The sequence below is a fragment of the Halopolyspora algeriensis genome, from assembly GCF_003337235.1.
Taxonomy (GTDB): Bacteria; Actinomycetota; Actinomycetes; order Mycobacteriales; family Pseudonocardiaceae; genus Haloactinomyces; species Haloactinomyces algeriensis.
In genome coordinates, this window is record NZ_QPJC01000011.1 from 145,371 (window position 1) to 157,738 (window position 12,368).

The window sequence follows — 12,368 nt, forward strand, 5'->3', positions numbered from 1 at the left end:
ACCGCCACCACCACGGGATCACGGCCCGCATTTAGGCTTGGCCCATGTCCACCGACGCAACCAAGCAGGACCCCACCGTGCTGTCGGCCCGTCTACAGCGAGCTGCCGACACCGCGGCCCGAGCGAACCTCGACGCGCTGCTGATCTCCCCCGGATCCGACCTGGAATACCTCATCGGCGCCGGGGGCGAGTCCTTCGAGCGGCTGAGCTGCCTGGTGCTCCCCGCGGCCGGGCACGGTCCCGGACCGGTGCTGGTGGTGCCGAAGCTGGAGGAGTTGGGCTACGCCGAGGTGCCCGCGAACGAGCTCGGCATCGAGATCGTGACCTGGGTGGACGGGCAGGACCCGCACGGCATCGTCGCCGACCTGCTGCGCCGCGACGGAACGGAGCCGTCTCGCGTCGGTGTCGCCGACGTCATGCCCGCCCTGCACACGCTGCCGCTGCGGACGGCTCTGCCCGGCGTCGAGCAGGTACTCGCCGGGTCGGTGCTGCGGGAGCTGCGGATGCGCAAGGACACCGCCGAGATCGAGGCGCTGCGCAAGGCGGGAGCGGCCATCGACCGGGTGCACGCGCGCATGGGCGAGTTCCTCAAGGTCGGGCGTACCGAGGCCGAGGTGGGCGCGGACATCACCGAGGCGATCGTGGCCGAGGGGCACCTCGAGGCGGCGTTCGTCATCGTGGGCTCGGGCCCCAACGGCGCCAGCCCCCACCACGCCCTGTCCGATCGCGTCATCGAGCGGGGCGACGTCGTGGTCGTCGACATCGGCGGGCCGATCCCCGGCGGGTACAACTCCGACTGCACCCGCACCTACGTTCTCGGTGAGCCCGCGCAGTCCGACGTGCGCGAAACCTATGCGGTCCTGCAGGCCGCGCAGCGAGCCGCCGTCGAGTCCGTGCGTCCCGGTGTCACCGCCGCCTCCATCGACGCTGCGGCCCGTGAACCGATCGCAGCGGCCGGGTTCGGCGAGCACTTCGTGCACCGCACCGGCCACGGTATCGGGCTGGACGTGCACGAGGAGCCCTACATCATGGGGGGCAACGACCTGCTCCTGGAGCCGGGGATGGCCTTCAGCGTCGAGCCCGGTATCTACCAGGAGGAGCACTGGGGTGCCCGGATCGAGGACATCGTCGTGGTCACCGACGACGGTGTCGAAAGCCTGAACAACCAGTCGCACGAGTTGGTGGTGCTGCCGGCGTGAGTGACAGGACCGGCGGGCAGAGCGGCGACCTGGAAGCCACCGATCGAGCCATCCTGCGGGAGCTCGCCCAGGACGGCCGGTGCAGCTTCACCGACCTGGGCGAGCGGGTCGGGCTGAGCGTCTCCGCGGTGCACCAGCGGGTGCGCCGCCTGGAGCAGCGTGGCGCACTGCGCGGCTATACGGCCCACATCGACGGCGAACAGATCGGTTTGCCGCTGACCGCGTTCATTTCCCTGACCCCGACCGACCCGGCCGCGCCGGACGATTACCCGCAGCGCCTGCAACACCTGCCGGAAATCGAGTCGTGCTACTCGGTGGCCGGTGACGAGTCCTACATCCTGCAGGTACGGGTGGCTTCGCCGCTCGGGTTGGAGGAGTTGCTGCGTCAGATCCGGGAAGCCGCGAAGGTCTCGACACGCACCACGGTGGTGCTGTCCACCCCGTTCGAGAACCGGCCCCCCGAGATCTGAAGCCGGGGCGTCGCCTGCCGCGGCGTGCTCACCGGCTCGCCCGTTCGGCGGCGACGTCCGGCGGTACGGCCGTCAGGGACCCCTGTGGCCCCGGCAGGCAGACCGCCTGTCGCCGGGAGTTCTGCAGGAAATCGCTCAGGCAGCGGGCGAACTGGTCGTGCCCGGTGGCGTTGGCGTGGAAGGAGGCCTGCATCGCGTGCGGCGCACGCTTCTCGTGCTTGAGGGCCTCCCAATCCACTGTCAGCCGGGTGAACCACTCGGTCTCCGGGGCCGCCTTGCCGCCGGTGCAGGCCTCGTGCCCGTAACCGGCGCGGGACAGGTCGAGGAAGCGGGCACCGACCTGCTCGGCGACCTCCCGCAAACCCGCGGACAGCTGTGGCACCGCCGTGCTGCGCACCCATTTGACGTCGCTGGTGAGCAGCGGGCAACCGGAGAGATCCTGCAGCTCGGGGGGGATGCCGGGACCGACCGGGGAGGCGTAGGACTGCAGTACGAGCGAGTAGTCGCCGCGCTCGTAGCCCGCGCGGTCCATGACGGTGCGGATGTCCTGCAGCGCGGCCAGCACCTTGGGTTGCATCCGCTGCACCCGCTTCGGCCACTCCTGCCGCAGTTGTTCGGCGCACCCTCCCGGGGTGCGGGCGACCCAGGCACCGACGCACTTGTTGAGGACACCGACGAAGTTCGGATCGTCGTTGGCGCCGACCTGGACCACGATGTCGGTGATCCGGTAGCGCTCGGCGAGATCGGCGAGCCGGCGTGCCTGTGAGCCCTCGGGATGGTTCGGATGCGGTTCCAGGCCCACGAGGCCGGCTTTGGCTCCCGAGCAAGCCAGATTGAAGCGCTTCACCGAGCCCGGCAGTTGCAACTGGTGCACGGCAGCGGCGGGTGAGCGGTGACACCAGTTGCCGTTGGCGCCGTCCGTGCCGGGGGTGTAGTTGCCGGCACCTTCGCCGGACAGAGTGCTGTCGCCCATGGTCACCACCGCAGGAGGAGGGGGCGGCGGTGGTGGCGGAGCCTCGGGTGTGGGGCGGTCGCTGACCAGGAAAACGAGGGCGAGCACACTGCTCACGACGAACAGCGCCAGCAATCTCCTCAGGTGTGCCCGCATCCTCTGCAGTCTATGGGTACCGTTCGGCGGGGACGGAAGCCACCGGCCGGTGTCGTCGATAACGGTTCGGCAGCGCCCTACCGCGGTCCGCGCGGGGCGTGCCAAGCTCGGAACCGAAGACATCCGGAAGCATTTCGGGCCCGCCGAACGTTGACCAGGTGACTGCCATCGAGCGGAGGTATCACCGTACTGTGCCCGTCTTCGTCGTATTGCTGATAGCCGGTGTCGTCGAGATCAGCGTGCTGGTTGTCGTCGGCCAGGCCATCGGAGTGCTGCCCACCATCGGATTGCTCGCCGCGAGCGCGGTGCTCGGTGCCTGGTTGTTGCGCCGGGAGGGTCGCCGCACCCTGCAGGAGTTCAGCGAAGCAGCCCGCCTGCGCAGGCCCCCCGAGCGGGAACTGTCCGACGGCGTGCTCATCGTCCTGGGCGGCCTGCTGATCCTGCTGCCCGGCCTGGTCGGTGACGTGGTGGGCCTGCTGTTCCTGCTCCCCCCGACTCGTGCCGTGCTGCGCCGCCGCCTGCAACGCACCGCCGAACGACGGTCCCGGGCCATGCACGAGAGGCTGCGGGCCCAGGCCCGGGCGGCCTCGGCGGGGACATACCGTGGCCGGCAGGCAGGTACGGGCACCGACGACGTCATCGACGGTGAAGTCGTCTCCGTCACCGAGGACGACGAGGCGGACGGGAAATCCGGCGGGGCAACGCACCTGCCACCACCGCGGTCTTCCGGTTCCGAGGAGCCGCCGCGAGGGTGAGACCCGCACTGATCCGGTGATGAATCGAGGTCACGTCAGCCACTCAGGGTCTGCGGGTAGGCTGCTGAGAACGATCGTGGCCGATCGCGGCGAGCGGTGCGCGGGCGTCACGCGGCTGGGGGCACGCCGACGACCACGGTCCGGCAGATGGCGCAGTTGAACAGCGACCGGGAACACAGGGACAAGGCCAACAGATGTCCGAGACGACGTTGCTGCTCGGGGGCAGGATTCACTCCCCGGGCAACCCTGACGCCACGGCGATGGCCGTGACCGGTGGGACCATCGCATGGGTCGGTGCCGACCACGTCGGCCGCGCCCTGCACCCCGACGCTCATGTCGTCGACCTCGGCGGCGCGTTCGTCGCGCCTGCCTTCGTCGACTCGCACGTGCACGCGACGTCGGCCGGCCTGTTACTCAACGGTCTCGACCTCACGGGCTGCGCCTCGCTGACGGAGTTCCTGCACGCACTGCGCGACCACGTTGCCGAACATCCCGGCACGCTCGTGTGGGGCCACGGGTGGGACGAGACGTGGTGGCCGGAACAGCGTCCCCCCACCCGCTCTGAGGTCGATGCCGCCTCGGGGGGTGCTCCGGTGTACCTGTCCCGCATCGATGTGCATTCCGCGCTGGTGTCCAGCGCCCTGATCGAGCGCGCGCCGCTGGCCCGCGGTGCCGAAGGGTGGGACGAGCACGGCCCGCTGACCCGGGTGGCGCACCATCACGCGCGCAGCGCGGCCCGGGAATCGCTGGGGGCCGCCCAACGCCGGGAGGCTCAGCTGGCGTTTCTGCGCCACGCCGCTTCGCAGGGAGTGGCGAGCGTGCACGAGTGCGGGGGCCCCGACATCTCCGACCCCGACGACCTGGCCGATCTGCTCGCACTGGCCGAGCAGGGCGGTGTGCCCGAAGTCGTGGGCTACTGGGGCGAGCTCGGGGCACTGGACACGGCCCGCGAGCTCGGTGTCCGCGGCCTCGCCGGGGACCTGTTCGTCGACGGGGCGGTGGGTTCGCGCACCGCGGCCCTGCAGGAACCGTATGCCGACGACCCGAGCACCTCCGGGGTGCTGTATCTGGATGCCGACGCGGTCGCCGAGCACCTCGTGGAGTGCACCCGCCACGGTTTGCAGGCGGGTTTTCACGTCATCGGCGATGCCGGGGTCGCCGAGGTCACCGAGGGGTTCCGCCGCGCGGCGCGGACCGTGGGAGTGCCCACACTGGCCGGGATGCGGCACCGGCTGGAACATCTGGAGATGGTCGACGCCGAGCAGGCCGAGGAACTGGGCCGGTTCGGCGTGGCCGCCTCCGTGCAACCGCTCTTCGACGCGGCGTGGGGCGGTCCCGCGGACATGTACGCGCGTCGCCTCGGCCCGCAGCGCGGGAGCCGGTTGAACCCGTTCTCGCGGCTGGCGGCCAGCGGCCTGGTGCTGGCATTCGGCTCGGATGCGCCGGTGACCTCGGTCGGTCCGTGGGCGTCGGTGCGTGCTGCGGTGCATCACCGCACGGAGGGGTTCGGGGTCTCCCCGCGAGCGGCGTTCACGGCCCACACCCGGGGCGGCTGGCGCGCGGGCGGCGCCGACGACGGCGTGACCGGCACTCTGGTGCCCGGCGCCCCGGCGACCTATGCCGTGTGGGAGACCGGTGAGCTGGTGACCGGCACGCCGGACTCCCGCGTCCAGCGCTGGTCGACGGATCCGCGGTCGGGAGTGCCGGGCCTGCCGGACCTCACGCCGGGGACACGACTACCGCGCTGCCTGCGCACGGTGCTGCGGGGGGAGACGATCTACACCCGGGACTCGAGTGACGAGGAGCACTGACTGTACCGATCGAACGAATGCGGGCGTTCTAAACTGATCGGTATGAGTGCATCCGGGGGTTCCGATGATCCGTCGATCCGAGCGTCCGACGCCGAACGTGAGCGGGTGAACCATCAGCTCAACGAGGCTGTCGGGGAGGGGCGCCTGACCCTGGACGAGTTCACTCAACGGCTGAACCAGGTCTACGAGTCCAGCACCCGAGGGGAACTGCAACGGATCACCGCGGACCTGCCTGCCTCGGACTCCGGGAGCGCGGCGTTGCCCGCGGAGACCGGTGGGGATACCGGCAAGCGTCGGTGGACGCTGGCGATCCTGGGCGGGTCGGACTACAAGGGCCGGCGGCGAGTACCGCCCAGGATCGGGTTCTTCGCGTTCATGGGCGGTTCGACGATCGATCTGTGCGAGGCCCAGCTCCCGGGCGATGCGGTCGAGATCACACTGGTGTCGATCATGGGAGGTACCGACGTGATCGTGCCCAAGGGGATCCGGGTGGAACTCGACTCGACCGACTTCCTCGGCGGTGATGACCTCAAGATCGACGAGAGTGCCGAGGTGGCGAATTCGCCGGTGGTGCGCATCCGCAGCTATTCGCTCCTGGGCGGCAGCAACATTTGTCACCCCAAGAAGCGCAAGCCCCGGTGGTGGCAGTGACCGTGTGATGGCGGTGACCATGCAGCAGCGGCTCGGAAGTGCCGACCTTCGGCGTACATTGGTCGGGTGCGTGTGACGGCCACCGAGAAGGCCGACAGACGCACATGAGCATGGACGTCCGTCCCGGGCGAGGGCCGGGACCGTATCGCCGAGAAGGTTGATCGGGTGGTTGTTCCCACGGTGAATACGCGGCACCGCGAGCAGCCCGACGGCAGTGTGACCGGACGGCGGCGGGTACGCGTTCCGGCAGCGGCGGTGTGGCTGCGCATGGCGGTGGCCATCGCCGCCGGGGTGACGGTGTACTGGGCCTCCCCACCGCGCAACCTGTGGTGGCTGGTGCCCCTGGCCTTCGCCGGGTTCGCCGCAGTGGTGCACGGCCGCCGGGCCCGGAGCGGGGCCGGCTACGGGCTGCTGTTCGGGCTGGCCTACCTGCTGCCGCTGCTGGGGTGGCTGCTGGACTTCCTGGGGACGCAGTTCGGCCCCTGGCCGTGGCTGGGGGTGGCCACGGCCGAGGCGCTGTTCTTCGGCCTGGCCGGGGCCGGCATGGCCCGCGTGAGCCGCCTGCCCGCGGCCCCGGTGTGGATGGCGGCCGTGTTCGTCGGTGCGGAACTGCTGCGCAGCACTGTTCCCTTCGGGGGTTTTCCGTGGGGCCGGCTGGCCTTCACGCAGGCCGGGGGAGCGTTGCTACCGATCGCGGCGCTGGGCGGCGCGGGCATGGTGACCTTCGCGGTGGCGCTGCTCGGTGCCGCCCTCGCCGAGTTCGGTCGGCGGGTGCCGCACGTCCGGCGCACACCGCGCACGCTGCTCGCGCCGACCATGGCGGCCGTGGTGCCGATTGTGGCCGCCCTCGCGGCGACGCCGCTGGTCACCGCCGAGGCCAACGCCGGCACGGCCCGGGTGGCGGTGATCCAGGGCGATGCGCCCAATATCGGGTTGGGTCTGCTGCACGAGGACGAGGTGCTGTACCGCAACCACATCCGGGCCGCCGAGAAGCTCGTGGCCGATGTGCGGTCCGGTCGCCTTCCACGTCCGGACCTCGTCATCCTGCCGGAGCAGGTCGGCTCCTGGGGACCGGCCCGGAACGATCCCGCGCTGGACCGGATCGCCTCCCGGCTCGGCGTGCCGCTGGTGGTGGGCGGCCTCGCGCGCAGTGCCGACGGGGAACTGAGCAACCGGATCCTGCAGTGGGACCCGCAGGAGGGTGCCACCGACGAGTACGTCAAGCAGCATCTCGTACCGTTCGCCGAGAAGATCCCGATGCGATCGGTGGCCGGGGTGGTGAGCCCGTTCGTGCAGCGATTCCCGCAGGACATGGTCCCCGGCGACGACCCCGGCGTGTTCGAGACGGGACCGGCGAGACTGGGTGTCGGGCTGTGCTACGACGTGGCCTTCGGCGATGTGTTCCGCGGTGCCACCCGCGCCGGGGCCACCCTGCTGGCCGTCCCGACGAACAACGCCTGGTACGGCCGTTCGGAAATGAGCTACCAGCAGCTGGCGATGACACGGTTGCGGACCGTCGAACACAGCCGCGCGGCAGTGGTGGCCGCCACCAGCGGGGTCAGCGCCATCGTGCAACCGGACGGCACGGTCACCCGGCAAACCCGGCAGTTCACCGCGCAGACCCTGATGGCCGAGGTGCCGCTGCGCAGCACACTGACCCCGGCGACCCGGCTCGGCCCGATCCCGACGTGGACGGTTTCGGCGCTGGGAGCCGCGGCGGTGGGGGTCGCGCTGTGGCGGCACCGGCGCAGAGCTGCCGGTGCGCCGCCCGGTGCCACCTGCGAGGGCGTCGGGCAGTGATGACGAACCAGCAGCACCCGGTCGGCCGGGACCAGCCGGGCTCGGTCCTGGTGGTGATTCCGACGTTCAACGAGCGGGACAACCTGCGCCCGATCGTGCTTCGTCTGCGGCAGGCGGTTCCCGCAGCGCATGTGCTGATCGTCGACGACGGTAGCCCGGACGGCACGGGGGCGCTGGCCGAGCAGCTGGCCGCCCGGGACGGTCACGTGCACGTGCTGCACCGCCGTGAAAAGGCCGGGCTCGGAGCGGCGTATGTGGCCGGTTTCGACTGGGGCCGCCGGCGGGACTACGACGTCTTCGTCGAGATGGACGCGGACGGGTCACACGCGCCGGAGGAACTGCCGCGCATGCTGAGCGAGCTCGCACGACCGGAAGCGGACGTGGATGTCGTCCTGGGCTCGCGGTACGTGCGCGGGGGTCGGGTCGTCAACTGGCCCCGGCACCGGTCGTGGCTTTCCCGCGGCGGGAACCTCTACGTCAAGCTGGCGTTGGGAGCCGCCGTCCACGACATCACCGGGGGTTTTCGTGCTTACCGCCGTGCGGTGCTGGACCGGGTGAAGCTGCACAGCGTGGCTTCCCAGGGATACTGCTTCCAGGTGGACCTGGCGTGGCGGGCCATCGAGGCCGGATTCACCGTGGTGGAGGTGCCCATCACCTTCGTCGAGCGGGAAAACGGCGAGTCCAAGATGAGTGGCTCGATCGTGCAGGAAGCCCTGGTGCGGGTCACCAAATGGGGCCTGCGGCGCCGTGCGAACCAGCTGCGCGCCCTGCTGGCCGCACGCGACCGATAGCGCGGCCACCCGCGGACGAATCGAGCGCCTGGTCTCCGGAGACCAGGCGCTCGACGAGAAGAGGGACCGCTCGCTCAGGCGGAACGGCTGCGACGGTTGCGCAGCTCCTCCAGGCGCTCGTTGAGCAGCTCTTCCAGTTCGGGAACGCTACGGCGTTCCAGCAGCATGTCCCAGTGGGTGCGCGGCGGCTTGGCCTTCTTCTGCTCCGGCTCGTTGCCGTCGATGATCTTCGACTCGGTGCCGTGCAGCCGGCATTCCCAAGTCGGGGGGACCTCGGCGTCGTCGGAGAAGGGCACCTCGAACTCGTGCCCCTTGGAGCAGGCATAACGCACCGTCCGGCGCGGTGCGAGGTCGTGGTTGCGGTCGGTCTCGTAGCTGACAGCCCCGAGCCGGCTGCCACGCAGAACGCGGTCGGCCATGACGGTTCCTTTCACGTCGGCCCGGGTGGTGCCCAGGCGGTTGTGCTCACCGAGTGCAACGAGGTGGGGCTCGTCGTATGTTCCCGGTGCAGGGCTTGTGGTTGCCGTCGATGGCGCCGCTCCCGCGCCGGTGGGCTCCTCCCCGCAGGAGAACAGCCCCGGCTCGCGGGACACGGTGCTTCTCGGGCATCCACAGGTACATCCGAACGGGTGATAGTGCCAGACGATTCGTCACTGAAGTCAAACGAGTCGGTGATCACCGGCCCGAGTGGGATCGAGATCACGGCCTTGTTCGGAATCGACCAAGAAAACTTGTTACCCGTCGTGATGACGAGCTGTACTGTCTCGTTCAACGACACAGCGTACCGGCATATTCCGATCATACCGGCGACCCGTCCCGGCATGTCCGCGCTTCGCGTGCCGACCCGGCCGTGGTGAGCAGTGCCACGCGGTGGAGGCGGGGCTTGCGCAGGCGGTGGGTGACGTCACAGGACCTGGGGAGGCCGGTTGCCCGCAGCCTCGATCGCCCGGCGCACCGGTACGAAGGAGACGAGGACGAGGCCGACGACGAAGAAGACCACCAGCGACAGGATCGCCGGCCGCAGCGATCCGGTGGCCTGACCGACCACGGCGAAAACCAGCGGGCCCAGCCAGGAGGTCGAGCGCTCCCCGATCTCGTACAGGGAGAAGTACTCGGCTTCCTTGCCCGCGGGCACCATCTGGCTGAACACCGACCGTGACAACGCGTTCGTACCGCCGAGGACCAGCCCGATCCCCACGGCCAGCCCGTAGAACTGCAGGGTCTGCCCGGCCTGGACGAAGTAGGCGCAACCGAGCACGAGAATCCACACGCCCAGACTGACCATGATCGTCCTCTTGGCGCCGAGGCGATGCGCGAGAGCCCCGTGCAACACGCCCCCGACGAAGGCGATGAACTGCACGATCAGGATGGTCACGATCAGCACGTCCTGCGGCAGGCGCAGCTCCACATCGCCGTACTGCGCCGCGACCTTGGTGACGGTGTTGATCCCGTCGGTGAAAATCATGTAGGCGCCGAGAAAACCCAGCGTCAGGGGAAGGTGGCGGGCCTGGCGCACCGTGGACAGCAACTGGCGGAAACCGGCGGTGGCCACCGAGCCCTCATACCCGGTGCTCTCCGTGGCGCGGTTGCTGCCGCCCAGCCCGATCAGCGGGAACACGGTGAAGGCCGCCCACCACACCCCGGAGGAGGCGAACACCAGCCGCACCGCGGTATCGGTCTCGATGCCGAGCGCGTCGTGGCCGAGATAGATGAGCAGATGCAGCGCCAAGGCGACCCCGCCGCCGAGGTAGCCGAACGCCCACCCGCGGGAGGAAAGCCGGTCCCGCTCGTCGGGATCGGCGATCTCGGGCAGGAACGAGTAGTAGACCACCACCGCCGCGCCGAAGCAGAGGTTCGCGGCGATGAACAGTACGACGCCGAGTTGCCAGTTCCGCCCACCGACCAGGGCCAGCAGCGAGGTCGTGGCAGCACCGGTGAAGGCGAACACCGCCAGCATCGCCCGCTTGTTGCGGGTGCGGTCGGCGACGGCACCGGTGATCGGCAGCACGAGGACCTGCAGCACCGTCGCGGCCGACAGCAGATACCCCCACAACGATCCGGCCGGAAAGGCCCATCCGAACAGGGACACATCGCACTGCCGCAGCGCGTTCCCGCCGGGACACGCGTCGACGCCGTTGCGCGCGACATCGGCCTCGGCGGCACGAGTGGCCACAGTGGTCAGATACAGCGAGAGGAAGACGGTGGTCACCGAGGTGGGAAACACCGAATTGGCCCAGTCGTACCAGCACCAGCCGCGATGCTGCCTGCGCCGCTGCGCGGCATCCGGCGGAACCTCGCCACCCAGCACGCTCATCCGAACCGCCCTCCCCAGTTGCTTACCGCTGCCGGCAGGCCCCCGTGCACCCTTCCGGGGTGCTCACCCGGCGGCAATAGGTAGTTGTACTCACTCGGTGGTGAGGTGATCGTCCGAACCGGCCCACTGCCCCCGCCGCCGCAGCACCTCGCGCAACACGTCGGGACGGTCGGTCATCAGACCGTCGAGTCCGAGATCGAGCAGATACTCCATCTCGTCGGCGGCATCGATGGTCCACGCGTGCACCTCCCGGCCCCACCGGTGGGCCAGAGCGACGAACCGGGAATCGATCACGCGCACCCGCCCGTGCAGAGCGGGCACCTGGGCCGCGCAGCCGTGTACCCACGGGCGCAGCGGCCCTCCACCCAGGCGTGCCCCGGCCCACAGGGTGGCCGCCGAGCGTTTGCTCATCGAGGTCAGCACCCGCGGCCCGCCGCCGCGCCGCAAGGCCCGCAGCCTGCCGTGGTCGAACGAGGCCAGGCACACGCGGTCCCAAGCATTGTGCCGCTCGAGGGCATCGAGCACGGGACGCACCGCCGAATCGACCTTGACGTCGATGTTGAGCAGCGCCTCGGGCAGCTCCTCCAGCACGTCGTCGAGGCGGCACACCGCCTCGCGCCCACCGATCAGCGCCGCCCGCACCGACGACCACGGCAGCTCGCGGATGATGCCGTGCCGGTCGGTGGTGCGATCGAGATCCGGATCGTGATGGAGCACGGCAACACCATCGGAGGTGGCATGAGCATCGGTTTCCAGATACCGGTAGCCCTCGGCCACGGCGCGCCGCAAGGCACTCAGCGAATTCTCCATGCCGGACAGATCACCGGTGTGCCAACCGCGGTGGGCGAAGGCGCGCGGCCACGGGCCATACAGGAACGGGTGCGTCACCCCGTCCACTCTGCCCGATCGGCGTGGCGGTGAAGACGGGCAGGTCCCTCCCGGTTAGCGTGCTCGTCCGTGGAAACCCTGCCCGATCCGGAACCGATCCCGACCCGGCGACGATCCGTGCGGCACTGCGCCTGGTGCGGGCGCCGCATTCCCGACGCGGGTCGAGTCGGGAGGCCACGTCTGTACTGTGCGCAGTCCTGCAGGCAGCGCGCCTACGAGCGCCGCGCCGCGGTGCAGCGCACCGGGCTTCCCGAGGATGCCGTGGTGCTCTCGGCCGTCGAACTCGACGACCTGCAGGACCGCCTGTTCCAACTGCGCTGCGCGGCCGAGGACGTGGCCACCGCGGCCCGGGACGGCGCCGGTCCCGCCGAACTGGCGAACATGGCAGCACGACTCACCGAAGCCGCAGGCGAGCTGGAACGGATCCGCTGACCACCCGGGCACGCCCGGGCCGGCGTCCCCGCCCACCGCGGAACCACCCTGTAGCCCGAATGGAGCATTGCCCGGTCCTGCCGTGGCAGTCAGGATGTAGCACCGAACTGCGCCCACCCCACAGTGACCGGTGCAGGGCGGACAGCATG

The 12,368-nt window shown here is 70.2% G+C and carries 12 protein-coding genes; 8 read left to right on the top strand and 4 right to left on the bottom strand.

The window, feature by feature from the left end; all coding sequences use genetic code 11:
• The first annotated feature begins 44 nt into the window (after positions 1–44).
• A complete protein-coding gene (locus DFQ14_RS16495) occupies positions 45–1,199 on the top strand; it encodes a M24 family metallopeptidase (protein WP_114454185.1) in 1,155 nt (384 codons plus the stop codon).
• Positions 1,196–1,669, top strand: coding sequence for an Lrp/AsnC family transcriptional regulator (locus DFQ14_RS16500; RefSeq protein ID WP_246195612.1), 474 nt, complete (start codon positions 1,196–1,198; stop codon positions 1,667–1,669). The genes DFQ14_RS16495 and DFQ14_RS16500 overlap by 4 nt, the downstream gene beginning before the upstream one ends.
• A gap of 28 nt (positions 1,670–1,697) precedes the next feature.
• Here the strand turns inward: DFQ14_RS16500 and DFQ14_RS16505 are convergent, their stop codons facing one another.
• Positions 1,698–2,777 carry a GDSL-type esterase/lipase family protein gene (locus DFQ14_RS16505; RefSeq protein WP_114454186.1) on the bottom strand — a complete coding sequence of 360 codons (1,080 nt, stop codon included), beginning with the start codon at positions 2,775–2,777 and terminating at the stop codon, positions 1,698–1,700.
• A 191-nt stretch (positions 2,778–2,968) separates the two neighbouring features.
• Between DFQ14_RS16505 and DFQ14_RS16510 the strand changes: the two genes are divergently transcribed.
• The 5 genes from DFQ14_RS16510 (at position 2,969) to DFQ14_RS16530 (ending at position 8,585) form a co-directional block, all read left to right on the top strand.
• Entirely contained in the window at positions 2,969–3,532 is a 564-nt protein-coding gene (locus tag DFQ14_RS16510) for an FxsA family protein (protein WP_114454187.1), read from the top strand.
• 194 nt (positions 3,533–3,726) lie between these two features.
• A complete protein-coding gene (locus tag DFQ14_RS16515) occupies positions 3,727–5,343 on the top strand; it encodes an amidohydrolase (RefSeq protein WP_114454188.1) in 1,617 nt (538 codons plus the stop codon).
• A gap of 42 nt (positions 5,344–5,385) precedes the next feature.
• A complete protein-coding gene (locus DFQ14_RS16520; protein ID WP_114454189.1) occupies positions 5,386–5,994 on the top strand; it encodes a DUF1707 SHOCT-like domain-containing protein in 609 nt (202 codons plus the stop codon).
• Positions 5,995–6,159: 165 nt separating this feature from the next.
• The gene (lnt, locus tag DFQ14_RS16525) at positions 6,160–7,794 is read left to right on the top strand and encodes an apolipoprotein N-acyltransferase (RefSeq protein WP_246195613.1); all 1,635 of its coding nucleotides are present in this window, start codon (positions 6,160–6,162) and stop codon (positions 7,792–7,794) included.
• Positions 7,794–8,585, top strand: a complete 792-nt coding sequence (locus DFQ14_RS16530; RefSeq protein WP_114454190.1) for a polyprenol monophosphomannose synthase — start codon at positions 7,794–7,796, stop codon at positions 8,583–8,585. Before lnt ends, DFQ14_RS16530 begins: the two co-directional genes overlap by 1 nt.
• Before the next feature lie 74 nt (positions 8,586–8,659).
• Here the strand turns inward: DFQ14_RS16530 and DFQ14_RS16535 are convergent, their stop codons facing one another.
• The 3 genes from DFQ14_RS16535 to DFQ14_RS16550 form a co-directional block, all read right to left on the bottom strand.
• A complete protein-coding gene (locus DFQ14_RS16535) occupies positions 8,660–9,004 on the bottom strand; it encodes an RNA polymerase-binding protein RbpA (protein WP_114454191.1) in 345 nt (114 codons plus the stop codon).
• 485 nt (positions 9,005–9,489) lie between these two features.
• Positions 9,490–10,899 (bottom strand): MFS transporter, encoded by a 1,410-nt coding sequence (locus tag DFQ14_RS16545; protein ID WP_114454193.1) that lies wholly within the window; start codon positions 10,897–10,899, stop codon positions 9,490–9,492.
• Between the two features lie 90 nt (positions 10,900–10,989).
• Positions 10,990–11,787 carry a glycerophosphodiester phosphodiesterase family protein gene (locus tag DFQ14_RS16550; RefSeq protein WP_114454235.1) on the bottom strand — a complete coding sequence of 266 codons (798 nt, stop codon included), beginning with the start codon at positions 11,785–11,787 and terminating at the stop codon, positions 10,990–10,992.
• A 69-nt stretch (positions 11,788–11,856) separates the two neighbouring features.
• On the opposite strand from DFQ14_RS16550, the gene DFQ14_RS16555 reads away from it, so the two are divergent.
• On the top strand, positions 11,857–12,219 hold the full coding sequence (locus tag DFQ14_RS16555) for a hypothetical protein (RefSeq protein ID WP_170206346.1): 363 nt from the start codon (positions 11,857–11,859) through the stop codon (positions 12,217–12,219).
• Positions 12,220–12,368: the final 149 nt, after the last annotated feature.